Origin of the sequence: Sphingomonas sp. NFR15 (genome assembly GCF_900103265.1) — a bacterium.
Classification (GTDB): domain Bacteria; phylum Pseudomonadota; class Alphaproteobacteria; order Sphingomonadales; family Sphingomonadaceae; genus Sphingomonas; species Sphingomonas pollutisoli.
Genome location: NZ_FMWX01000001.1, coordinates 558,164 through 581,362 on the forward strand (window position 1 = coordinate 558,164; position 23,199 = coordinate 581,362).

A 23,199-nucleotide genomic window follows, 5' to 3' on the forward strand; every position below is an offset into this window, starting at 1 on the left:
ACACCTGCACTGTCCCTCGACTTCGCTCGGGACGAACGGATGCGGGAATTACCCCAGCCGCATCGTCGGCGTCAGCCACACCGTCCCGCGCCCACGGAACAGATACACCAGCCCCTCGCCGCTGCGCCACGCGTTGCGCAGACCCCGCACGAGCGGACGCAGCTCGACCTGCAAGCCCGCCGAATACATCAGCATCAGGTCGCCATCGACGATCAGCTCCTTCTGGCCGTCGAGTTCGACCACCTCGATCTCGTCCGCCGGCACCGGCGACTCGACGACGAACGCGCCCGCGCCGGTCAGCTTGGGCTGCATCAGGCCATTGCCCGACAGGATGCCCTGCACCGAGCGGTGGATATGGGTCGACAGCGCGACATTGGCGTCGCAGGCGTAGAACGCGCCGTCGTCGAGGATCAGCGCATCCTGCGGGCCGTCCATCGCGGCGAGGATGAAGTGCTTGGTGGTCACCTCGGTCCACACCTCGCCATAGCCGGCATAGCGGGTCGCGAACGCGCTCTCGCCCGATCCGGCCGAGGTGATCGCGCGCGAGAGGAAGCCGCCCGCGCCGGCGTTCTTCTGGATATCGACCTGCAGCTTGCCATGCGCATATTGCAGCGCGCCCGGCTCCAGCAGCGCCGCGCCGCCCTCCAGCACGATGCGGACCTGCCGCGCCGTCGCCGCGTGGGGCGGGTGCAGATGGATCACCGGCGCGGTGCCGCTGCTCGCCGATGCGGCGGGCAGCGGCATGTGGAGCGCATGGCTCTTGCGCTCGAACTGATAGACTTCGAAGCGCACGCCGGCGCTGGCCTGCTCGTCGATGCGGGTACGAAAATCGCTCATTGGTCGGCTCCTGTGATGAGGCGCAGCGCGGGCTGCGGGTCGGCGATTCCGTAAAGCGCCGCGCGTTCGAGCAGCCGTTCGGCCCAGGCGCGGTGCGTTGCCGGCTCGCACATCGCGCCGTCATGCGCGAACACGGCCGGCGCGTCGTCGGCGAGCATCAGCCGCGCCTCCTCGATTTGCGCGGTCGGCACCGCGAGCGCGGCGTGGATCACCGCGATCTGATCGGGATGGATCGCGGTCTTGCCCTGCAACCCGTGCTCGATGTCGCGCGCAACCTCCTCGCGCAGCAGCGCAACATCGGCGAACCGCTCGAACACCGGCGCGCTGAGCGCGAAGCCCCACGGCGCGAAGCTCGCGACGAGGCTGGCGATGATCCCGCCGAGCGGCCCGTCATAGGCGGTGCGCCCCGCCGGGCGGCGCAAGCCCATCGCGCGCAGCAGATCGTTGCCGCCGATCCGGAGCGCGACGATGCGATCCTGCACCACCAGCAACTGGTCGCGCAGGCGCCGCATTTCGTGCGGGTCGCACGCTTCGCGCGTCTCCAGCGTCGGCATCAGCCGGTGCCGGTCATGAAACGGCAGCGCGAGATAGGCCGGCATGGTGTCCGCATGCGCCTTGGGGATGACGAAGCCGGTCAGCCGCTCGACCCCCGGCATGCACAGCACATGCTCGAGCATCGCCGCGTCGCGCGGGCGCACGAACAGCAGCGGCTCGCCCGGCCCCGCGCCGCGCGCCGACAGCGTGCGCAGGAACGCCGCGAGATGCGCCAGCGCCAACGGCACGTCGCGATCGAGCACCGCATCCTCGAGGCACAGCACCGCCGATCGCAGCCCGGCGATCCGGCGACCGCCAAGCAGTGCCTCGGCGAGATCGTCGCGCGTACACGGCATGTACAGCGTCGCGCCGAGCGCGAGCGCGGGAAGCGGGTCGAGGGTCATGCATCGTGTCCCAAAGTGCGGATGATCGCCACCGCGCGGTAGCGCGAGCGCTCACCGAGCGGCTCGACCGGAATCTCATGTTCGGCGGCGAGATGGAGCAGATGCGCGACATCGGCGTCACCCGGATCGCGCACCAGCAGGCGCTCGGGCATGCGCCTGAGCAACGCGCGCGTCGCCTCGGCGATGCCGGGTTTGATCCGGTTGCGGTCGCGCGTGCCCGCATGCGCGAGCAGCGCCGCCATCATCGCCTCGCACCCCGCGCGCAGCGCCGGTCGGCGATCGGCGTGGTCCGCGATCGGCCGGGGCGCGGCGGCGGCGGCGAGCGGCGCGATGCCATCGACGAAGGCGCGCGACAGATCGGCGTGGGCGAACTGCGGATAGGTGACGCAGGCGTGGAAATCCTCCGGCCCGACCACGTCGGCGTTGAGGATCGAGCGGCTCACCAGCCCCGAGACGATGCCGTTGAGCAGCCCCGACGCGATCAGATAATCGTCGTCGGTCGCGGCGAGGTCGGCCTGCCCCGCCGGATCGGCGATCACCGCGAGTTCGGGCGCGAAGCCGAACGGGCGCTCGGCGAGCGCGGCGCGGAGTTCCCCCGCGATCGCGCCCTTGCCGGTCCAGCCGTCGACGAACACCGCATCACGCGGATCATGGCGTGCCGCGATATGAGCGAGCGCGTTCCGGTCGATGCCGCGATCGCGGATGATGCTGACGGAATAATGGCTCGCTCGGTGCCCCCAGGCGCGCAGCGTCCGCGCGAGCAGCACCCCGATCGGCGTGCCCGCGCGCGCCAGCGACACGATCACCACCTCGCGCCCCGGCCGCCGCTCCGCGAGATGCGCGGCGAGGCTCGCGACATCCTGCGCCAACCGCGCGCCGTTGCGCGCCAGCGCGGCGTGGTACAGCGCGAGATAGTCGGCGCCCGGCACGCTCTCCGGCGCGATCATCTCCGAATAATGCCGCCGGCCCGATTGGATCGCCGCTTCCTTCGCCGCGACATCGGTCGCAGGCATTGCCACCGGCTTGAGCAGGAAGGTGACGTCGGCGGGATCGTAGCTGCCGGAGAACGGCGCGGCTTCAGCCGACATCGAACAGGCCCCCCGCGAGTTGCGAGCGCGGCGGCATCATCGCGAAGTCGCACAGCGCCATGAACGGCGCATCGGTATGGCTGTCGCCCACGCCGATCACCGGCGCGTCGGGGAAGCGCGCGCGCAGCGCCGGCAGGATATGCGCAACGGCATGCGCCTTGCCGAGATAGGGCGGCATCAGCGCGACATTGTTGCCGTTGCGATGGTCGGTCCAGCCATCGGGCAACGCGGGGATCGCGGCATCGACCACCGCGAACAGCGCCTCGGCATCGGCATCGGCGTGCTTGGCGAGCGTGTAGAGCGGCAGATCGCCCTCGTTCAGCACGCGCGCGTTGATCGCGACGCCGCGCGCGCGCGCCTCGGTGGCGATCGCGTCGGCGAACACGGCCAGCGTCTCGGCATGGGGGGCGGCGCGCAGGGCAATGATCTCAGCCCAGCCCGAATCGATCGCGCCGGTATCGTCGAGGATCACCCCGCCATGCGCACACACCGCCGCGCGGAACGGAATGTGCGCCCGCCTGAGCGCATCGAGGCTGCGCGCGGTGACGGGCACGAGATGCGTCGTCTCGGCGAGCCATTCGAGGAACCGCATCTGGCGCGGCGTCGCATAGCTCAGCGGCGCGCCGTCCTTGGCGAAGCCGAGCGGGGTCAGCCGCTCGACCGGCACGTCGGGCGGGCATTTTCGGAGTGTCTGGAACAATGTGTCGTCGAGATCGACGAGCGCGATCGCGCGGATCATGCCGACCAGCCGATCGGCGTGGCATCGAGCGCGGCGATCAGCGCCGGATCGAGCGTGTCCGCGCCGGTTTCGTGCGCGATCAGCGTCATGCGGCCGTCCGCCGGATCGGCGTTGTAGAGGTAATTGGGCACGCCGGTTCCATAATTGTCGGAGAAGCGGAGCTTGCTGGCCATCGCCAGCCCGATCCGCGCCGGGCTGCGGCTGGTCGCCTGCACGACCACGTCATGCCCTTCGCCCGCGAGACGTTCGGCAAGACGGAACGGCAGATAGGTGAACTCGCCGGTGCCGAGCACGCGCACCGGCCCGGTGATCTCGGGCACGGCGCTAACCGGCGGCGGCGCCACCGGCGCGGCGATGCCCAGCCGCCCGAAGTTACGATGCGACCGCATCCGCCCCAGCGACGCCGCCGCCCGATCGAACCCCGCGTCCGCCGCCACGTCGGCGCCCTGCGTCCACGCCAGCCGCCCGCCGAGCAGCGCCGCCACCGCGGTCGGTCGCGGCATCCGCGCTCGCCAGTCGCGTCCGCGCGACCAGTCGGTCAGCGTCGCCACCACGATCTCCTCGACACGCGGCCATGCCGCCACCAGCGCCTCGGCGAGGTTGCACAAGGTCGTGCCGGTCGAAATCTCGTCATCGACGATCACCAGGCTGCGCGGCTCGGGCAGGTCGGGGCGGTAGATCAGATGCGCCGAAGCATGGCTGTGCGGCTCCTCGAACCGGCACAGCAACGGATGGTCGAGCTGCTGTCGCGTCGAATGGAGGAAAAACACATCGTCGCGCCCGGTCGCCGCACGCAGTTCCTCATGCACCGTCTGGCCGAGGCACACGGCGGTCTCGGCGAGGCCAATCACCATCACCGGCCCCGGCAGATCGGCCGGGATGCGCGCCGCCAGATCGCGCGCGCTCTCGCGGATCAGGTGCGGCGGCGTCGGCAGATGCCGCCCGAGCACGCGCGACACGACGAGGAAGCCGCGCCTGGGGTTCTCGCGCGCGGCGAACGCGCACAGCCGGTCGAGCGGCCACGCGGCCTCCTCGACCGCGATGTCGAGCCGCCCGGTCGGCAACTCCACCGTGCGCGTCTCTTCGGCGATGCTCAGCATTCGCACGTCACCCGCGCGATCATGTCGCGCGCCTGGCGCACGACGGCGGCGCGGCCGATCACGGCATTGCCGTGCGCCATCTGCGGCTCGATGCCGAACGAATCGAGGAAACTGAGGATCATCGCGCCCTTGATGCCGAAATTGATATTCTCCGCGCTCGCCCCGGTCTGGCGCACGCGGTCGAGATTGAGCGAGGAACATACCAGCCCGATCAGATGCCCCGCCATGTCGAGAATCGGACCGCCGCTGTTGCCGCTCGCGATCGGCGCGGTGAATTGGAACAGGCTGCTGTCGTTGCCGATCCCGGTCAGCGCCGCGATGTTGCCCGCGCTCGCCTGCGGCCCGGTGCCGAGCAGCCCCTGCAACGGAAACCCCAAAGCGACGACATCCTCGCCGAGATGCAGCCCCACTTCGGAGCGGAACTGCGCGATCCCCGCGACCGGCGCCTCGACCCGCAGCAGCGCGAGATCGTTGCGGCGGTCGGCGAACACCGTGTCGGCGGCGAGCGGCCGCCCGCCCGCCTGCACCGTCACCACCCGCGCATCCTCGACGACATGCGCGTTGGTCAGGATATGGTGGCGCTCGACCGCGACACCGCTCCCGCTCGACGTGCCCGCGCGCGGGCCGCGCTCGCCATCCGGCGCATCCGGCGGCTGCAAGCGCGGGATCAGCCGCATCACCCAGTCATGATCGATCCCATAGGCCGCCGCGATCGCGCTCAGCCCCATCGCGAAGCCCTGGCCGTTGGCGGCGATCCGCCACCCGCCTTGGTGCCGATAGCATTCTATCAGGATGACGGCGGCATCGGGCCGTGCGCGCAGATCGGCCGCGAAGCGCATGTCGCCCAGGTCGAGCGTGACCACCCGCTCGATCGGCCGATTGCCGCGATCGAAAGCGATCAGAAGCAGCCGCTCGACCGCGCCCGGCATCTCGTCGAGCGCGACGCGCAGCCGCGTGGCGCCCTCGAACCGCGCGGCGGGGCGCATCTCCCGCGTCACCGCGTCGATCGGCGCGAAGACCGGCGACACGCGCCGATCCGCCCCTAGCGCGATCAGCGCCAGCGTCGGCGGGTCGCCGCCATCCCCGGCGAGCGCGAACACGCCCGCGCCGGAGATGGCGGCCCGTTCGCCCGCGACCAGATCACGCATCGGCGGGCGATGTCCTGCGGGTCAGACGTTGACGCCGAACGACCGCGCGAGCGGCCCGAGCCCGCCGGCGAAGCCCTGCCCGATCGCCTTGAACTTCCACTCGCCATTGTTGCGGTAGAGATCGCCGAAGATCATCGCCGTCTCGGTCGATGCGTCTTCGGACAGGTCGTAGCGCGCGATCTCGGTGCCGCCGTCATTGTTGACGACGCGGATGTAGGCGTTCGAGACCATGCCGAAATTCTGGCGCCGCGCGTCGGCGTCGTGGATCGTCACCGCGAAGCTGAGTTTCTGGATCTCGGCGGGCACCTGATCGAGCGTCACCACCACGACCTCGTCGTCGCCGCTGCCCTCGCCGGTCTGGTTGTCGCCCTGGTGGACGACCGCGCCGTTGGCACCGTTCTTGTTGTTGTAGAACACGAAATCCGCGTCCGAACGGACCTTCCCGCTCTCGCTCAGCAGGAAGACGCTGGCATCGAGATCGAACCCGGCGCCGTCGGTCACGCGCGTATCCCAGCCGAGGCCGACGCGCACGACCTTGAGGCCGGGCGCCTCCTTGCTGAGGCTGACGTTGCCGCCCTTCGAAAGTGAAACTGCCATATCCAACTCCTTGTCCGGCCGATATCAGCCGATGTTGACGCCATAATTGCGCGCGAGCGGGGCGAGGCCGCCCTTGAAGCCCTGCCCGACCGCGCGGAACTTCCATTCGCCGTTGTTGCGATAGACTTCGCCGAAGATCATCGCCGTCTCCGTCGAGGCATCCTCGGCGAGGTCATAACGCGAGATCTCGCGGCCCGTCGCATCGTTTACGATGCGGATGAACGCGTTGGAGACCATGCCGAAGCTCTGGCGGCGCGCCTCGGCCTCGTGAATGGTCACGGTGATCGCGATCTTCTGCACGTCGGCGGGCACGCGGGTCAGCTCGACCTTGAGCGCTTCGTCATCGCCATCGCCTTCGCCGGTGCGGTTGTCGCCGGTGTGCTCGACCGATCCGTCGCCTGAGCGCAGATTGTTGTAGAAGATGAAATCGCTGTCGCTGCGCACCTTGTCGCCCGCCGCGAGCAGAAAGGCACTCGCGTCGAGGTCGAAGTCGGCGCCGTCCGACGTGCGGGTGTCCCAGCCGAGCCCGATCAGGATCTTGCTGAGGTTGGGTTCCTCCTTCGACAGACTGACATTGCCGCCTTTGGTGAGGCTAACCGACATGGTGGTGTCTCCTGCTTACGAGTTGTTGAGCCGCTCGCCGGTGGCCACGATCGCGTCGTCATCGTCGTCACCCTTGGCGCGCAGCGACGCGACGAAGGCGAGGCCGATCAGCCCCGCGCCGATCAGCCCGGTCACCGTCTCGGGGATTTCGAAGCGCACCGACAGCAGCATGATCGTGGCGAGCGCGACGATCGCGTAGAACGCGCCATGCTCGAGATACCGATATTCGGAGAGCGTGCCGCGATCGACCAGCATCACCGTCATCGACCGCACGAACATCGCGCCGATGCCGAGGCCGAGCGCGATGATGAACAGGTTGTTCGACAGCGCGAACGCGCCGATCACGCCGTCGAACGAGAAGGACGCGTCGAGCACTTCGAGGTACAGGAACGCCGCCAACCCCGATTTCGCCGCCGTCACCGCGACCGCGTGGCCGCCGGCATGCGCCGCGCCGCCCTGCGAATCCTCGTCGCCGTCGGCCTGTTCGAGCACCGCGCCGATCGCCTGCACGGCGATATAGGCGACCAGCCCGAAGATCCCCGAGGTGATGAAGGTCATCGCCTCCTCGGGTGCGATCAGCCGCGAAATGCCGTAGAGCGCGAGGAGCACGATGCCGATCGCCAGCCCCGAGATCCGCGACAGGCCCGCGAACGGGCGCTCGATCACGCCGATCCAGTGCATGTCCTTGTCTTCGTCGAGGAAGAACGTCAGCCCGACCATCGCGAGGAACGCGCCGCCGAATCCGGAAATGCCGACATGCGCGCCGGTGATGATCCGCTCGTAGGTGACCGGATCGGTCGCGGCGAGCTTGAGCGCCTCGATCGGCCCGACCTGCGCGGCGATCGCGACGATCACCAGCGGGAACAGGATTCGCATCCCGAACACCGCGATGATGATGCCCCAGGACAGGAAGCGGCGGCGCCAGATCGGGTCCATGTCGCGCAGCACGGTCGCGTTGACGACGGCATTGTCGAACGACAGCGAGACTTCGAGCACGCCGAGCACCAGCACGATCCACAGGATGCCGAGCGTGCCCGCGACATCATGCGTGATCGTCCAGCCCAGCACCGCGCCGATCGCGAGGCACAGCGCGGTGAAGAGCAACGATCCCCTGAAATATTTGAACACCATCATCCCCCGGTTCGCCGCGTGCGGCCTCAATCCTTGCGCCCGGCGACCCAGCGCAGGCCCCAGCCGAGCGATTCGTCGAACATGCGCGTATCATGGAGATATTCCACGATCCGCGTAACCTTGATTGCACCCGCGTCATTTTCGATCAGCACGATCCCGCACAGCCTGCGGTCGTCGCGCCCCTCGGTCAGCCGCACTTCGATCGGCGGCTGGTCCGGCATGGTGACGAGCACCACGCCATCGGTCTGCTGCCAGTTGGGCACGCCCGAATAGATGTTGGCGAACACCGCGACGCGCTTGATCTGCGGCCAGAACGCGCCGTTGATGCGCAGCGTCTCGCCCGCCGAAACGTCGCCGGTGCGGTCATCGCCCGACAGCGCGATATAGGGCGCGTGATCGAAGGATCCGAACGAGTTGCCGAGCGCCTGCACACCGCCCTTGCGCCCGTCGATGAGCTCGAAGAGGCAGCCGATGTCGAGATCGATCGCGCTGCCGCCGCCGAACAGCCCCTTGCGCCCACGCGACCAGTTGAGGTTGATCGTGATCTCGCCGAAGCTCGCGCCGCGCTTGGCGAGGCTTACGGTCTGCCCGCGCTTCTCCAGCGTCACCTTGCTGAGGCTGACCGGCGGCGGAGCGGGCGGGGGCGGAGGAGGAGGCGGTGTCGCAGCGGCCGGCGGCTCGTCGGCGACGTCGATCCCGAACGACCGCGCGAGCGGCGCAAGCCCGCCGTTGAACCCTTGGCCGACCGCACGGAACTTCCATTGCCCATTTCGGCGATACAGTTCGCCGAAGGTCATCGCCGCCTCGCTCGCCCCGGCGAGCTGCGGCCGAAAGCGCAACGCTTCCCCGCCACCACGCGGCGCAACGGTGATCTCGGCGCCGTCGAGCCGCGCCAGCGTCTCGCCTCGCGTCTGCGCGTCGGGGAGCGTCACGCAAAACACGATCCGCTCGATCTCGGCGGGTAGCCGCGCAAGATCGACCTCGAACGCGCCCTGCCCGCGCGACGCATCGAAACGGATGCCGCCGCCATCGCCCTCGGGCTGGTTGTAGAACACCATGTCGGCGTCGCCGCGCACCTTGCCGGTCGCGGTCAGCAGATAAGCGGACGCATCGGCGTCCACCCCGCCCGTCGCGCTCCAGGCGAACGTCACGGCCAGCGCGTCGCCCGGGACGGGCGCATTGCCGCCCTGTTGCAGATCGGTCATGCGATCTCCTGTTCGTGTCGGCGAAAGGATGGTGGCGGGCGGCGTCAGAGCACGCCGCGGATCACACCCATCATATCGTGGAAGGTCCGTCCGGTGGTGCGCTCGCCCAGCGCCTTCATCTCCCAGCCATCGCCCGAGCGCACCAGCTTCGCCATCACCTGCCCGGTGTGCGGACCCGATCCGCTGAGATCATAGCGCGCCATTTCCTTGCCATTGGTCGAATCCACAACGCGGCAATAGGCGTTTTCGATCCGGTCGAAACTTTCGCCGGTGAAGCTGTTGACCGTGAACACCAGCGATCGCACCGTGGCGGGCACCCGCGTGAGATCGACATTGATCGTCTCGTCGTCGCCGTCCCCGGCGCCGGTGCGGTTGTCGCCGCTATGGACGATGCTGCCGTCCGCGCTGACGAGCTGCCGGAACCACACCTGATCGAGCAGCGCCCCGCCCGCATCGAACAGCAGGCACGACGCGTCGAGATCGATATCGCCGCCACCGCCGCCGAACAGGCCGAACAGCCCCTTGGACTTGCGCACGTCCCAGCCCACGCCCATCGCCACCCGCGTCAGCGTGCCGCCGCCCGACTTTTCCAGCTTTACAGTTTGGCCTTTTTGCAGACTGACCACGCTGGCTTCTCCATATTTTCGTTTTGTAACGTTCTGTATGCCAAGCGATTATGACAGTTGACCTACAAACCACAAGGCCAGCGGTTCCGCCTCATCCCCGCGCCGCATCGGTTCGTCGTCGCCGCTCGGCATGGACCACCGCGACGATTTCGACGTTCACATCGGCGTCGAAGCGCCGCGCGGCGCCGGTCACGACATCGACCCAGGTCGCGCTGAACGGCACGCCCACCGCGTCGCAATAGGACGCGCCGCCCGCCGCGCGCGTGTTGATTTCGAGGATGCGCCACGCGCCCTCGCGATCCTGCCGGTACTGGACGTTGACCGCACCGTGCAGCGCGTAGCGCGCGACCAGACCGACGGCGTGGGCGATCAGCGGATGCCGCGTCTCGATGCGCTGCCGGTTGGCGTCGAGCTTGGTCCGCACCGCCGCGACCAGCGTGTCGCCACGATCCGCGACGATGTCGACCGATGCCTCCAGCCCCGGCAGATGCTCCATCACCAGCAGCGAGAAGGTCTCGCCGCGCGCCTCGCCCGCCCGCAACGCGGCGGCATAGACCTCGGGCGCGATCCGCCGCGCATCGGGATCGGCGAGATGCTGGAGCGCGGTCGCCGCATCGAGCGTCCAATAGCCGGCGCCGTAAATCCCCGTCGCCGGCTTGACGCAGGCGACCGCACCGCCCCGCGCGATCGCATCCACCGCCGCCTCGAACGCCGCCGCCGTCGTGACCGGGATCGTCGGGCACAGCATCGCATCCCCGGCCAGCGCCGCCGAAAACGCCGCCTTGTCGTCGAGCAGCCGCAATGTCGCCGCGTCGGCGGCGACATGCAGCGCGATCCCTTCCGCCGCGAACCGGTCGGCCATCCCGGCGACATCCATGCGCCCCCGCTGCGCGACCAGCGCATCGACGCCGCGTTCGATCGCGGTCGCGAGCAGCCATTCCGGGTAATCGAAGGTGCCGCGTGCCGGCTCGCGCCAGAATTCGGGCGCGACATCGCGCACCGGCGACTCCGGGTCGATCGCGCTGACGCACAACGAAATGCCGGGCCGCTCGACGGCGATGCGAGAGACGATGTTGCGGAGCGAAAACGCCTGGTTGAACCACAGCTTCATAGCTCGGCGGATATCGCCCCTCGCCGTCACGTCAACCGCGGCGCGCCGATTGCATCGCCACGCCGCTTGCGCTATGCGCCCGCGCTTCCAGAGCGACAGCAATGGGATTCGTGCGGGAGGGCGCTGTGACACGCGCCCGCTACCAACCGCTAGACTTGATCGGGGCACGCCACCGTGCGGGCCCGACCGAAAGAGAGTGACATGGCAAAGAAGATTACCGGATACATCAAGCTGCAGGTTCCTGCAGGCAAGGCGAACCCCTCGCCGCCGATCGGCCCGGCGCTGGGTCAGCGCGGCGTGAACATCATGGAGTTCTGCAAGCAGTTCAACGCCTCGACGGGCGATCAGGAAGTCGGCACCCCGCTGCCGACCATCATCACCGTCTATGCCGACCGCAGCTTCTCGTTCGAGACCAAGACGCCGCCGGCGACCTATCTCATCAAGAAGGCCGCGAACCTGAAGTCGGGTTCGAAGGAGCCGGGCAAGACCTCGGCGGGCAAGATCGCCCGGTCGAAGCTGTCGGAAATCGCGCAGGCCAAGATGAAGGATCTGAACGCGAACGACATCGAAGCGGCAACGCGCATCATCGAGGGCTCGGCCCGCGCGATGGGCCTCGAAGTGGTGGAGGGCTGATATCATGGCAAAGCTGACCAAGAAGGCGAAGACCCTCGCCACCGTGATCGACCGCGACAAGCTGTACGGCATCAACGAGGCGATCGAATTGGCCCGCTCCAACGCGACCTCGAAGTTCGACGAGACGATCGAAGTCGCGCTCAACCTCGGCGTCGATCCGCGTCACGCCGACCAGATGGTGCGCGGCGTCGTCACGCTGCCCAAGGGCACCGGCAAGACCGTGCGCGTCGGCGTGTTCGCCAAGGGCGCGAAGGCTGAGGAGGCGCTCGCCGCCGGTGCCGACGTCGTCGGCGCCGAAGACCTCATGGAAATCGTCCAGGGCGGCAAGATCGACTTCGATCGCTGCATCGCGACCCCGGACATGATGGGCGTCGTCGGCCGGCTCGGCAAGATCCTGGGTCCGAAGGGCCTGATGCCGAACCCCAAGCTCGGCACCGTCACGATGAACGTCGCGCAGGCGGTCAAGGACGCCAAGGGCGGCCAGATCGAATATCGCGTCGAGAAGGCCGGCATCATCCACTCGGGCATCGGCAAGGCGTCGTTCCCGGCCGAAGACCTGCGCGCGAACTTCGACGCGCTGGTCGATGCCGTGGTCAAGGCGAAGCCGGCGGGCGCCAAGGGCAAGTATGTCCGCAAGGTCGCCGTCAGCTCGACGATGGGCGCCGGCATCAAGGTCGACACCGCCGAGGTGAGCGCGGCGTAAGCCACGCCTCCACGGGCAAGAACACGAAGGGCCGGGAGCGATCCCGGCCCTTTTTGCGTGCGCCCATGATCGAGGTTAACCACTTTCCTGATTCATAAGGCTTTTCTTTGAACTTTCACGGGCATGATGCGCGCATGGCCCTTCCCGTGACCCCATCGGCGCCCGCGCCCGCCCCCTGTGCCGGATGCCGCGACGGCGGCGATCTCGATTTCGCCTTTTCGATGGCGTTCCAGCCGATCGTCGATATCGTCACCGGCACGCCCTTCGCCTACGAAGCGCTGGTGCGCGGCCCCAACGGACAAGGCGCCGCCAGCGTCCTGTCGCGCGTGTCGGACGCCAACCGCTATGCCTTCGATCAGCAATGCCGCGTGCGCGCCATTTCGGTCGCGGCCGCCGCCGGGCTGATCGACACCGGCGCGCGCCTGTCGATCAACTTCCTTCCCAACGCGGTCTATTCGCCCGCCGCGTGCATCCAGTTGACGCTCAAGACCGCCAGGGCGGTGGCGTTCCCCACCGACCGGCTGATCTTCGAATTCACCGAAAACGAGCGGATGGCCGATCCGGCGCACGTCGCCGATATCATCGCGACCTATCGCAAGATGGGCTTCGGCACCGCGCTCGACGATTTCGGCGCGGGGCATGCCGGGCTCAACCTGCTCGCGCGGTTCCAGCCGGACATCATCAAGCTCGACATGGAGCTGATCCGCGGGCTCGACAGCAGCCTGCCGCGCCGGATGATCGTCGATGGCGTCGTCAAGATGTGCGCCGCGCTCGGCATCACCGTCATCGCCGAGGGGATCGAGACCGCCGGCGAATTGGCGGCGCTCCGCGCGATGAACGTCCGCTACGTCCAGGGCTATCTGCTCGCCCGGCCCGGCTTCGAGACGCTGCCGCCGATCGCGTTCGACGTGACCGCGGAGCCGCCGATCGCCTGAGCCGCTACCGCAACGCCGCCGCGCTCAACCGCGCGCAATCGAGTGGCGCGAACGCCGGGCGCGGCGCAGGCTTGTCGCCCAGCCCGATCGCTTCGCCGATCGAGCGCCCGAGCGCCTTGAAGAAGCCGCCGACACCCGGCTTGCCCGAGGGCGCGTCGCTCCCCGCGATCGCGATGGCGGGTTTGCTGAGCGTGCCGCCGATGCGGATCGGGTCGACGATGCGCAGCGCCGGATCGTCGCGCGTGCGCCCCGCCAGCGTCAGCGCGATGCGCTCGTCGCGCAGGTCGATTCGCCCGCTGCCGCGCCCTATCGAACTGCCGGTGTCGATCGCCAGCGGGTTCGGCGTCAGCACGCCGCCCCGCGCGCGGAACGCGGCGACGAGACAGCGTAGCGGCACCCGCTCGGACGGGTGCAGGATCGCCTGTTTGATCGTGCCGCCAAGATCCTGCCCGAGCACATCCGCGACCACGGCCTTGATCGTGCCGGCGTTGGAGACGATCGCAGCGCTGCCGTCGGCATGGCTCAGCGCCTCGCGCACTGTATCGCCCTGCCCGCTGAGCGCGATCCGCCCGCGCACGATGCCGGTGATGTCGTCGGGCGACCCGACCAGCGTGTCGAGCGTCATCCCCTCCAGCCGCAGATCGGTCGACAGCTTGGGTCGGCCGCTGCGGTGATCGACCCGGATCACGCCGGTCATCCGTCCGGTCGCGAGCGTCGCGACGAGGCGGTCGACCGTTAGCACTTGATGGTCGAGACGAAGCTGCCCGCGGAGCGTGCGAAACACCGTCCCGCCGCCGGACAGCAGATGATCGACCCGGAACGCGATCGTACCGTCGGTCCGCCAGAGATGCGAAAGGTTGATCCGCGTCGGCGGCAGCACGCGCGGGCCGATCGCGGCCTTGCTCGCCGCCGCCCTGGCACGCCCCGCTTCGTCGGCGAGGTCGTCGAAATCGAACTGGCTGGCGCGCATCTGCGCGTCGATCCTGGTGCGTCCGTCGCGCTTGAGGATGCTCGCCTTGCCGACGAAACGCGAACGCCCGATGCCGCCGCCGATCCGGTCGAGATACCAGTCGCGCGCATCGTGCCGCACCTGCGCGATCAGTGCGATCGGCCGCGTGCCGAACAGCCCGGCCTCGATCGCGCGGTCGAGGTTCTTGAGCGTGGGTGCGCGCGCCGTCACGGTCGCGCCGAAGCGATGCGTGTTGAGCACGCCGTCGGTCGTCCCTTTCGCCTCCAGCCGCAGCGCCGGCGACACCAGATGCAGCTCGACCGGCCATGCCGCCGCCGGATCGATCCCGTCGATCCGCCCGCCGGTCACGTCGAGCCGCGCGGGCGTACCGAGGAACGTGCCGCTCGCGGCCAGCCGCAGCCCGGATGCACCCGTCACCGCGAACGGCCCGGCGACGCTCAGTTGCCGCTTGGCATCGCGCAGGCTGAGCCGGCCGTCCCGGATCGTCAGCCGGGTCAGCCCCGGCCCCGTCGTGGCCGGCGGCGCATCCGCTGGCCGGGGCCGCCCCTTCCAGTTGGAGCGACCGCTCGCGTCGCGCACCAGCGCGACCTCGAGCCCGTCGATCACCAGCGCGTCGGGCTTCACTCCGCCGAACAGCAGCTTGAACACCGGCAGCCGCATCGTCACCGCCCGCGCGCGCAGGAAATCGCCACCACCCACCCAGCCGGGCTGTTCGATCCGCACGTCTTCGATCACGATGTCGGGCGTGTAGGAGAAAGCCTGCAAACGGCGGATCGCGCCGATATGCGCGGGCGCGCCGAGCCGGGCGGCGATCCGCCGCTCGATCGCCGGGCGCAGCAGCCCGAACGGCAGCGCCCCCAGCGCGAGCGCGAGCAGCGCCGCGAGACCGGCGACGATCAGCCCGGCCCAACCGGCGCGCCGCAGGAGCGACCGCGTCGCCGGTGTCATCGCCATAGTTCGATCGCCCCTCTTTCACGGTCTCAATCGTCGGACAGACATTTGGTTGCGCGTGCGTACGCGATCTGGACAGCGCCTCGCGCATCGTTATCAGCGCGCGCATGGCAGTCATCGCAACCATCATGAACACGGCCACCGGCCAGCCCATCCAGAAAATGACCTTCGGGCGCATGCCCAAGCCCTGGGTATCCTTCAATCTCGCCACCGGGGAACTCGTCACCGCGGACCGCGTCGAGGTCGGCAAGCCCGCGCCGGGCAAGGTCGTCGTGCCGGTTTCGGTGTGGGTGACGGTGAAGGCGTAAGCGCGGTCGGGGTAAAGGGGCCGGTTGCTCCGGCCCCTCCTCTCCTCACTCGCAGCCCTGTCGGGCGAGCCTGTCCGCGAAACCTCCGGCGCGGCCGACTCATCGAAGGTGAATCGGCGGAACCCGTCGAGTGTCTCGCAAAGCCTCTGGCAATGCTACAAGGTTGATGCCGCGCGGCGGTCACCTCCGGCTCGTTTCACCGACGAAATCACACGTCTCGGCACACTTATAAAGGATCCACCAACGGCGATTGACTTTGCCGCCAATGCCGCTAACAGCGCGCCTTCGCCCGGCACGCGTTCGCGTATGCCGGGTCCGTCCGAGACAGTGGGTGCGCCGGGTTTGCCGTCGCTTAATTTCCCGCCGAGACGGGGAATGGAATTCTGGTCCGGGCGTTCCGCGCCCGCGCCCTTCGGTCCGTCGCCATGTGTCGCGGTCCGCCATGCCCCTTCGCTGGACAGCCCCCGGAAGGGTGCGGCTGTTGCGCCGCGTTCCTCCGGGTCAACCGGCCCGCCGTTCGCGGTGGGCCAACACGTGGAGAATGGCATGGATCGTGCTCAAAAGACCGAGCTCGTCGCCGAGCTGAACCGCACTTTTGCCGAAGTCGGCGCGGTGATCGTCACCCGCAACCTCGGCATGACCGTTGCACAGTCGACCAAGCTGCGCAACGCGATGCGGGATGCCGGCGCGAGCTACAAGGTCTCGAAGAACAAGCTTGCCAAGATCGCGCTCGACGGCACCGACTATCTCTCGCTGGGCGACATGCTCACGGGTCCGGTCGGTCTCGCCACTTCCGTTGATCCCGTCGCGGCCGCCAAGGTGGCCGTCGAATTCGCGAAGACGAACGACAAGTTCGAAATCGTCGGCGGGGCGATGGGCGCGACCGTCCTCGACGTAGACGGCGTGAAGGCGCTGGCGACGATGCCGTCGCTGGATGAACTGCGTGCCAAGATCATCGGCCTGCTGGTTGCTCCTGCAACCAAGCTCGCCACGATCACGCAGGCTCCGGCGGCACAGCTCGCCCGCGTCCTCCAGGCCTATGCCGACAAGGACAAGGAAGCCGCCTGATTTCAGGCTCTTTCGAGATTTTTCTTACCTGAACAGACCGGGGCGATGCCCCCTATTGGAGACTACACATGGCAGACCTGAACGCGCTGGTTGACCAGCTTAGCGAACTGACCGTCCTCGAAGCCGCCGAGCTTTCGAAGCTGCTCGAAGAGAAGTGGGGCGTTTCGGCCGCTGCGGCCGTCGCCGCTGCGCCGGCCGCCGGTGGCGCCGGTGGCGCCGCTGCTCCGGCCGCTGAAGAGCAGACCGAATTCGACGTCATCCTCACCGGCGACGGTGGCAAGAAGATCAACGTCATCAAGGAAGTCCGCGCGATCACCTCGCTCGGCCTGACCGAAGCCAAGACGCTGGTCGAGTCGGCTCCGAAGGCCGTCAAGGAAGGCGTGTCGAAGGACGAGGCCGCCAAGATCAAGGCGCAGCTCGAAGCCGCCGGCGCGACCGTCGAAATCAAGTAAGCCGCAGTCGGCACGCGGGCTGGCACGCCAGCCCGCGAGACCGACAAGGCCGGCCGGCGCGGGCGCCAAGCCCGCGTCCGACGTCATGGGCTTCGCCCATGACGGCTTGCAAAAAGAAGGGGCGGCATCCGCGAGGATGCCGCCCCTTTCTTATACCCACCGTCGCCCCGGCGCAGGCCGGGGCCGCCAAGTTGTCTGCCGGGCGGGTTGCCAGAACCGAAACGGCCCCGGCCTCCGCCGGGGCGACGGCTTATCCTCAATCGTCCCGCGACACCGTGAACGACAAATGCCGCACGCGATCATGCATGCGCGGCGGGCCGTCTAGGCGGAACGGCCCGAGCTTCGCGTCGGCGCCGCGATCAAGCCCGACGACGAACGAAGCGGCACTGCGCCCGTGCCCGCCCTCCCACGCATAATCGAGCGCGACCGTCATCACCGGCACGAACAGCGCCCGCCCCTCACCGACCCCCTGGATCGCGAGCGGCGGCATCACGTCGCGCGGCAGCATCGCGGTGCCTTCCAGCGCGGCGGTCGCACCGGCGGCGAGATCGAACCGCGCGACGACCGCGCGTTCGATCGGCGCGGCGAACAAGGCGTCGAGCGTCCGCTCCAGCCCCGGCTCGACTCCGAACAGCCGCAGATCGAGCGCGATCGCGCGCGCATCGACTTCGCCGGCATTGTGCAGCACGATGCGATATTCGACCGCCGCGCTCAGCAGGTTGGTGCCGGCCCGCTTGACCTCGAGCGCGATCGCGATCCGCGCGCGCGGCGCCGCCACCGCCTCGGCGACGGGCGCGGGCGCAAGCGGCGATGGTGCCGGTGGGGGTGGCGGCGCCGTCGCCGGCTCCGCTTCGGCGGTGATCTCATCGTCCCCGCGCCGCCGCCGCCGGTACAGCACGACACCGGCGCAGACGGCGATCAGCGACACACCGGCCGCCCACAGCCCGAGTGATCCCCAATTCTTCGCGGCCGGGGCGGATGGCGGGGTCGCCGCGACCACAGCCGCCGGCGGCGCGGCCTCTGGCGCGGGCGCTGACGTCGGGATCGCCGTCGGTGCGCGGGCCGGTGTGAGCGCCGGCGCGGGCACGGTCGCGCGCGCGATCGGTGTCGGCGTAGCGGCGGGGGTCGCCCTTGGCGTCGGCGTCGCCCGAACCGTCGGGCGCACCGGCGGCGGCGTCACCGTGGCGGGCGTCGGGGTCGCGCTCGGCGTGGCGGTGGCGCTCGGCGTCGGGCGCGGCAGCGGCGCGACCTTGGGCTCGGGCGTCGGCACCGGCGTCGGGCGTGTCGGCTCGGTCGGCAGGCTGAAGCCTTCGAGTCCCGGGATCGTCGCGGGCGGCTGGCTGTTCTGCGCGCCCGCGCTTCCGGCCGTCCCGACCGTCCCGACCGTCACGGCCAGCGCGAGCACCGCGCGCGCGCGGCGGGTCGCAGGAAAAAGCAAAGTCAAAATCGCCTCGGTGCGTCGTTCAAGCCCATGCCATACGACCGCGTCATGATAAGACAAGCGCCAGACGCGCCGCGCGCGCCGACCCGATCGCGCGGATTGTCGGCCGGATTTGACACGCTCCAACACCGCGCCTATATGGCGTCCTTCACCACGACTTTCGGGAAATGACGTGCCCTCGCGCAGCATGTCGATCGGATTGGAGGTTGTGGCCTTACGAGGACGCCGAGAAGCTGCTGTTTTCCGAGTATCGCGGAGGACATGCGGCTTTTTGCGTCTTTCCGCGTGCCCGCCCGGGCGATCCGGGCACGAAATTTTGACGTGAGGGCTAAAGACACATGGCAACCAGAGCGATCGAAGGCGGCACCGCGAAGCGCCGCATCCGCAAGGTGTTCGGCAACATCCACGAAGTGGTGCAGATGCCGAACCTGATCGAGGTGCAGCGCGAGAGCTACGAACAGTTCCTCCGCTCAGATCCCTCGATCGGCTATGTCTCGGGCCTCGAAAAGACGCTGCGTTCGGTGTTCCCGATCCGCGATTTCGCCGGCACCGCCGAGCTCGACTTCGTCAATTACGAACTCGAGCCGCCGAAGTTCGACACCGACGAATGCCGCCAGCGCGGCATCACCTATGCGGCGCCGATGCGCGTCACGCTGCGCCTGATCGTGTTCGAGGTGGACGCCGATACCGAAGCCCGCTCGGTGCTCGATATCAAGGAGCAGGACGTGTACATGGGCGACATGCCGCTCATGACGCAGAACGGCACGTTCATCATCAACGGCACCGAGCGCGTGATCGTCTCGCAGATGCACCGCTCGCCGGGCGTGCTGTTCGATCACGATCGCGGCAAGACCCACGCCTCGGGCAAATATCTGTTCGCCGCGCGCGTCATCCCCTATCGCGGCTCGTGGCTCGATTTCGAGTTCGACGCCAAGGACATCGTCAACGTCCGTATCGACCGCAAGCGCAAGCTGCCGGTGACGGCGCTGCTGTATGCGCTCGGCCTGAACTCCGAGGAAATCCTCAACTATTTCTACAACCGCGTCACCTTCGTGCGCGGCCAGGGCGGCTGGATCGTCCCCTATCAGGCCGAGAACTGGCGCGGCCAGAAGCCGATGTTCGACATCGTCGACGCCAAGACCGGCGAGATCGTGTTCGCCAGCGGCCAGAAGATCAGCCCCCGCGCCGCCAACAAGGCCGGCAAGGACGGCCTCACCGACCTGCTGATCCCGACCGAGGAAATCTTCGGCCGCTACAGCGCCTATGATCTCATCAACGAGACCACCGGCGAGATCTATATCGAGGCGGGCGACGAGGTTTCGGCCGAGAACCTCGAAAAGCTCGACAAGGCCGGCATCGACCGGATCGAGCTGCTCGACATCGACCACGTCACCACCGGTCCATGGATTCGCAACACGCTCAAGGCCGACAAGGCCGAGGAGCGCGAGCAGGCCCTCAGCGACATCTACCGCGTCATGCGCCCCGGCGAGCCGCCGACGCTCGAAACCGCGGAATCGCTGTTCTCCGGCCTGTTCTTCGATCCCGATCGCTACGATCTGTCGGCGGTCGGCCGCGTCAAGCTCAACATGCGTCTCGACCTCGACGTCGAGGACACCGTCACCACGCTGCGCACCGAGGACATCCTCGAAGTCGTCAAGACGCTCGTCGGCCTTAAGGACGGCAAGGGCGAGATCGACGACATCGACAACCTCGGCAACCGCCGTGTCCGTTCGGTCGGCGAGCTGCTTGAAAACCAGTACCGAGTCGGTCTGCTCCGCATGGAGCGCGCGGTGAAGGAGCGCATGTCCTCAGTCGACGTGTCGACCGTGATGCCGAACGACCTCATCAACGCCAAGCCCGCCGTGGCCGCCGTTCGTGAATTCTTCGGCTCGTCGCAGCTCTCGCAGTTCATGGACCAGACCAACCCGCTCTCCGAAGTGACGCACAAGCGTCGCGTCTCGGCGCTCGGGCCGGGTGGTCTGACCCGCGAGCGCGCCGGCTTCGAAGTCCGCGACGTTCACCCGACGCACTACGGCCGCATCTGCCCGATCGAGACGCCGGAAGGCCCGAACATCGGCCTCATCAACAGCCTCGCCTCGTTCAGCCGCGTCAACAAATACGGCTTCATCGAGACGCCGTACCGCAAGGTCATCGACCACAAGGTCACCGACGAGGTCGTGTACCTCTCGGCGATGGAAGAGGCCAAGCACACGATCGCGCAGGCCAACGCCGAGCTCGACAGCGAAGGCCGCTTCACCGAGGAATTGGTCTCGTCGCGTCAGGCGGGCGAATTCCTGATGGCGATGCCGGGCAACATCACGCTGATGGATGTCAGCCCCAAGCAGCTCGTCTCGGTCGCGGCGTCGCTCATTCCGTTCCTGGAAAACGACGACGCCAACCGCGCGCTGATGGGCTCGAACATGCAGCGCCAGGCGGTGCCGCTGGTGAAGGCGGAAGCGCCGTTCGTCGGCACCGGCATGGAAGAGACGGTTGCACGGGACTCGGGCGCGGCGATCGCCGCCAAGCGTTCGGGCATCGTCGATCAGGTCGATGCGACCCGTATCGTCATCCGCGCGACCGGTGAGGTCGAGGCTGGCCAGTCGGGCGTCGACATCTACACGCTGATGAAGTTCCAGCGCTCGAACCAGAACACCTGCATCAACCAGCGCCCGCTGGTGAAGGTGGGCGACGTGGTCAACATCGGCGACGTGATAGCCGACGGTCCCTCGACCGAGTTCGGCGAGCTGGCGCTGGGCCGCAACGCGCTCGTCGCGTTCATGCCCTGGAACGGCTACAATTATGAGGACTCGATCCTCATCTCCGAGCGTATCGTGAAGGACGATGTCTTCACCTCGATCCACATCGAGGAGTTCGAGGTCATGGCGCGCGACACCAAGCTCGGGCCGGAAGACATCACGCGTGACATCCCCAACGTCGGCGAGGAAGCGCTGCGTAACCTCGACGAGGCTGGCATCGTGTACATCGGCGCCGAGGTCGAGCCGGGCGATATCCTCGCCGGCAAGATCACGCCGAAGGGCGAAAGCCCGATGACCCCGGAAGAGAAGCTGCTCCGCGCGATCTTCGGTGAAAAGGCGAGCGACGTGCGTGACACCTCGCTGCGTCTGCCGCCGGGCGTCGCCGGCACCGTCGTCGAGGTCCGGGTGTTCAACCGCCACGGCATCGACAAGGACGAGCGCGCGATGGCGATCGAGCGCGAGGAGATCGAGCGCCTGAAGAAGGACTCGGACGACGAGCGCACCATCCTCAACCGCGCGACCTGGTCGCGGCTGCGCGAGATGCTGATCGGCCAGACCGCGACCGCCGTTCCCAAGAACGGCCCGCGCAAGGGCGTCGTCATCGATCAGGACGTGCTCGACAGCGTCGATCGTCACGAATGGTGGAAGTTCGCCGTCGCCGACGACAAGGTCCAGAGCGATCTGGAAGCGGTCAAGGTGCAGTATGACGATGCCGTCAAGGTGATCGTGGACAAGTTCCAGGATCGCCGCGACAAGCTCGAGCGTGGCGACGAGCTGCCGCCGGGCGTGCTCAAGATGGTCAAGGTGTTCGTCGCGGTGAAGCGCAAGCTGCAGCCGGGCGACAAGATGGCCGGCCGTCACGGCAACAAGGGCGTCATCTCGCGCATCCTGCCGGCGGAGGACATGCCGTTCCTCGCCGACGGTACGCCGGTCGATCTCGTGCTCAACCCGCTGGGCGTGCCGAGCCGCATGAACGTCGGGCAGATCTTCGAGACGCATCTCGGCTGGGCGGCGCGCAACCTGGGCCAGCAGGTCCACCGCGCGCTCGAGGATTGGCGTGAGGCCAATCCCGATGCCGAGGGCGGCGCGATGCCCGATGCGGTCAAGCAGCGTCTGCTCGAAGTCTATGGCGAACATTATGTCGCCGACATCGAGAGCCGCACGCCCGACCAGATCGTCGAACTGGCGGAGAACCTGAAGACCGGCGTGCCGATGGGCACCCCCGTGTTCGACGGCGCCCGCGAGAAGGACGTTTCGGACATGCTGAGCCTCGCCGGGCTCGACACCTCGGGTCAGTCGGATCTGTTCGATGGTCGCACCGGCGACAAGTTCGATCGCAAGGTGACGGTGGGCATCATCTACATGCTCAAGCTGCACCACCTCGTGGACGATAAGATCCACGCCCGGTCGATCGGACCGTACAGCCTCGTCACCCAGCAGCCGCTGGGCGGTAAGGCGCAGTTCGGCGGCCAGCGCTTCGGCGAAATGGAGGTCTGGGCGCTGCAGGCTTACGGCGCGGCGTACACCTTGCAGGAAATGCTGACGGTGAAGTCGGACGACGTGGTCGGCCGCACCAAGGTCTATGAGGCGATTGTCAAGGGTGACGACACGTTCGAGGCGGGCATTCCGGAGAGCTTCAACGTGCTCGTCAAGGAAATGCGCTCGCTGGGCCTGAACGTCGAGCTGAAGACGGTCGAGGAGTTCGACACCGACGGCGTCGCGATCGCGGCGGAGTAACCGACTTCTCCCCTCCCGTTCACGGGAGGGGTCGGGGGAGGGCCTGTGGGCCGAGCACCTCCCCGACGTGACATGCCCTCCCCTAGCCCCTCCCGCACGCGGGAGGGGAATTGGAGCTGAAA

Annotated in this window: 21 protein-coding genes; 7 read left to right on the forward strand and 14 right to left on the reverse strand. The window is 68.1% G+C overall.

Going from position 1 to position 23,199, the window contains the following annotated elements:
• Positions 1–48: 48 nt before the first annotated feature.
• The 12 genes from BLS81_RS02590 to BLS81_RS02645 form a co-directional block, all read right to left on the reverse strand.
• Entirely contained in the window at positions 49–837 is a 789-nt protein-coding gene (locus BLS81_RS02590) for an AIM24 family protein (protein ID WP_093220319.1), read from the reverse strand.
• The gene (locus tag BLS81_RS02595) at positions 834–1,775 is read right to left on the reverse strand and encodes an HpcH/HpaI aldolase/citrate lyase family protein (protein WP_093220322.1); all 942 of its coding nucleotides are present in this window, start codon (positions 1,773–1,775) and stop codon (positions 834–836) included. Before BLS81_RS02595 ends, BLS81_RS02590 begins: the two co-directional genes overlap by 4 nt.
• The gene (locus BLS81_RS02600) at positions 1,772–2,863 is read right to left on the reverse strand and encodes a cysteine protease StiP domain-containing protein (protein ID WP_093220324.1); all 1,092 of its coding nucleotides are present in this window, start codon (positions 2,861–2,863) and stop codon (positions 1,772–1,774) included. Before BLS81_RS02600 ends, BLS81_RS02595 begins: the two co-directional genes overlap by 4 nt.
• On the reverse strand, positions 2,853–3,602 hold the full coding sequence (locus BLS81_RS02605) for an HAD family hydrolase (protein ID WP_093220327.1): 750 nt from the start codon (positions 3,600–3,602) through the stop codon (positions 2,853–2,855). Before BLS81_RS02605 ends, BLS81_RS02600 begins: the two co-directional genes overlap by 11 nt.
• Positions 3,599–4,702 carry a phosphoribosyltransferase domain-containing protein gene (locus tag BLS81_RS02610; protein ID WP_093220330.1) on the reverse strand — a complete coding sequence of 368 codons (1,104 nt, stop codon included), beginning with the start codon at positions 4,700–4,702 and terminating at the stop codon, positions 3,599–3,601. The genes BLS81_RS02605 and BLS81_RS02610 overlap by 4 nt, the downstream gene beginning before the upstream one ends.
• Entirely contained in the window at positions 4,696–5,850 is a 1,155-nt protein-coding gene (locus BLS81_RS02615; RefSeq protein ID WP_093220332.1) for a trypsin-like peptidase domain-containing protein, read from the reverse strand. The genes BLS81_RS02610 and BLS81_RS02615 overlap by 7 nt, the downstream gene beginning before the upstream one ends.
• A gap of 21 nt (positions 5,851–5,871) precedes the next feature.
• The gene (locus BLS81_RS02620; protein WP_093220335.1) at positions 5,872–6,447 is read right to left on the reverse strand and encodes a TerD family protein; all 576 of its coding nucleotides are present in this window, start codon (positions 6,445–6,447) and stop codon (positions 5,872–5,874) included.
• Between the two features lie 24 nt (positions 6,448–6,471).
• The gene (locus tag BLS81_RS02625; RefSeq protein WP_093220338.1) at positions 6,472–7,050 is read right to left on the reverse strand and encodes a TerD family protein; all 579 of its coding nucleotides are present in this window, start codon (positions 7,048–7,050) and stop codon (positions 6,472–6,474) included.
• Positions 7,051–7,065: 15 nt separating this feature from the next.
• The gene (locus BLS81_RS02630; protein WP_176787043.1) at positions 7,066–8,181 is read right to left on the reverse strand and encodes a DUF475 domain-containing protein; all 1,116 of its coding nucleotides are present in this window, start codon (positions 8,179–8,181) and stop codon (positions 7,066–7,068) included.
• A gap of 26 nt (positions 8,182–8,207) precedes the next feature.
• On the reverse strand, positions 8,208–9,386 hold the full coding sequence (locus tag BLS81_RS02635; protein ID WP_093220340.1) for a TerD family protein: 1,179 nt from the start codon (positions 9,384–9,386) through the stop codon (positions 8,208–8,210).
• 44 nt (positions 9,387–9,430) lie between these two features.
• Positions 9,431–10,012 carry a TerD family protein gene (locus BLS81_RS02640; protein ID WP_093220343.1) on the reverse strand — a complete coding sequence of 194 codons (582 nt, stop codon included), beginning with the start codon at positions 10,010–10,012 and terminating at the stop codon, positions 9,431–9,433.
• Positions 10,013–10,103: 91 nt separating this feature from the next.
• Positions 10,104–11,123 carry an ATP-grasp domain-containing protein gene (locus tag BLS81_RS02645; RefSeq protein ID WP_093220346.1) on the reverse strand — a complete coding sequence of 340 codons (1,020 nt, stop codon included), beginning with the start codon at positions 11,121–11,123 and terminating at the stop codon, positions 10,104–10,106.
• 201 nt (positions 11,124–11,324) lie between these two features.
• Here BLS81_RS02645 and rplK point away from each other — a divergent pair, with 201 nt between their 5' ends.
• The 3 genes from rplK to BLS81_RS02660 all read left to right on the forward strand — a co-directional run bounded on the left by rplK (position 11,325) and on the right by BLS81_RS02660 (position 13,394).
• Complete coding sequence (rplK, locus tag BLS81_RS02650; RefSeq protein ID WP_093220348.1) at positions 11,325–11,756, forward strand: 50S ribosomal protein L11; 432 nt, start codon at positions 11,325–11,327, stop codon at positions 11,754–11,756.
• Between the two features lie 4 nt (positions 11,757–11,760).
• A complete protein-coding gene (gene rplA / locus BLS81_RS02655; RefSeq protein WP_093220351.1) occupies positions 11,761–12,459 on the forward strand; it encodes a 50S ribosomal protein L1 in 699 nt (232 codons plus the stop codon).
• Between the two features lie 221 nt (positions 12,460–12,680).
• Positions 12,681–13,394: an EAL domain-containing protein gene (locus BLS81_RS02660; protein WP_093221747.1), complete on the forward strand. Its 714-nt coding sequence runs from the start codon at positions 12,681–12,683 to the stop codon at positions 13,392–13,394.
• 4 nt (positions 13,395–13,398) lie between these two features.
• Here the strand turns inward: BLS81_RS02660 and BLS81_RS02665 are convergent, their stop codons facing one another.
• Positions 13,399–15,318, reverse strand: a complete 1,920-nt coding sequence (locus BLS81_RS02665; protein ID WP_093220353.1) for an AsmA family protein — start codon at positions 15,316–15,318, stop codon at positions 13,399–13,401.
• Positions 15,319–15,422: 104 nt separating this feature from the next.
• Between BLS81_RS02665 and BLS81_RS02670 the strand changes: the two genes are divergently transcribed.
• The 3 genes from BLS81_RS02670 (at position 15,423) to rplL (ending at position 17,143) form a co-directional block, all read left to right on the forward strand.
• The gene (locus BLS81_RS02670; protein ID WP_093220356.1) at positions 15,423–15,623 is read left to right on the forward strand and encodes a hypothetical protein; all 201 of its coding nucleotides are present in this window, start codon (positions 15,423–15,425) and stop codon (positions 15,621–15,623) included.
• A 546-nt stretch (positions 15,624–16,169) separates the two neighbouring features.
• Positions 16,170–16,691 (forward strand): 50S ribosomal protein L10, encoded by a 522-nt coding sequence (rplJ, locus tag BLS81_RS02675; protein WP_093220359.1) that lies wholly within the window; start codon positions 16,170–16,172, stop codon positions 16,689–16,691.
• Positions 16,692–16,759: 68 nt separating this feature from the next.
• Positions 16,760–17,143 carry a 50S ribosomal protein L7/L12 gene (gene rplL / locus BLS81_RS02680; RefSeq protein ID WP_093220361.1) on the forward strand — a complete coding sequence of 128 codons (384 nt, stop codon included), beginning with the start codon at positions 16,760–16,762 and terminating at the stop codon, positions 17,141–17,143.
• 256 nt (positions 17,144–17,399) lie between these two features.
• Here rplL and BLS81_RS02685 read toward each other — a convergent pair whose 3' ends face one another.
• A complete protein-coding gene (locus BLS81_RS02685; RefSeq protein WP_143023270.1) occupies positions 17,400–18,587 on the reverse strand; it encodes a hypothetical protein in 1,188 nt (395 codons plus the stop codon).
• Between the two features lie 335 nt (positions 18,588–18,922).
• Between BLS81_RS02685 and rpoB the strand changes: the two genes are divergently transcribed.
• Positions 18,923–23,077 carry a DNA-directed RNA polymerase subunit beta gene (gene rpoB / locus BLS81_RS02695; RefSeq protein WP_093220369.1) on the forward strand — a complete coding sequence of 1,385 codons (4,155 nt, stop codon included), beginning with the start codon at positions 18,923–18,925 and terminating at the stop codon, positions 23,075–23,077.
• Positions 23,078–23,199: the final 122 nt, after the last annotated feature.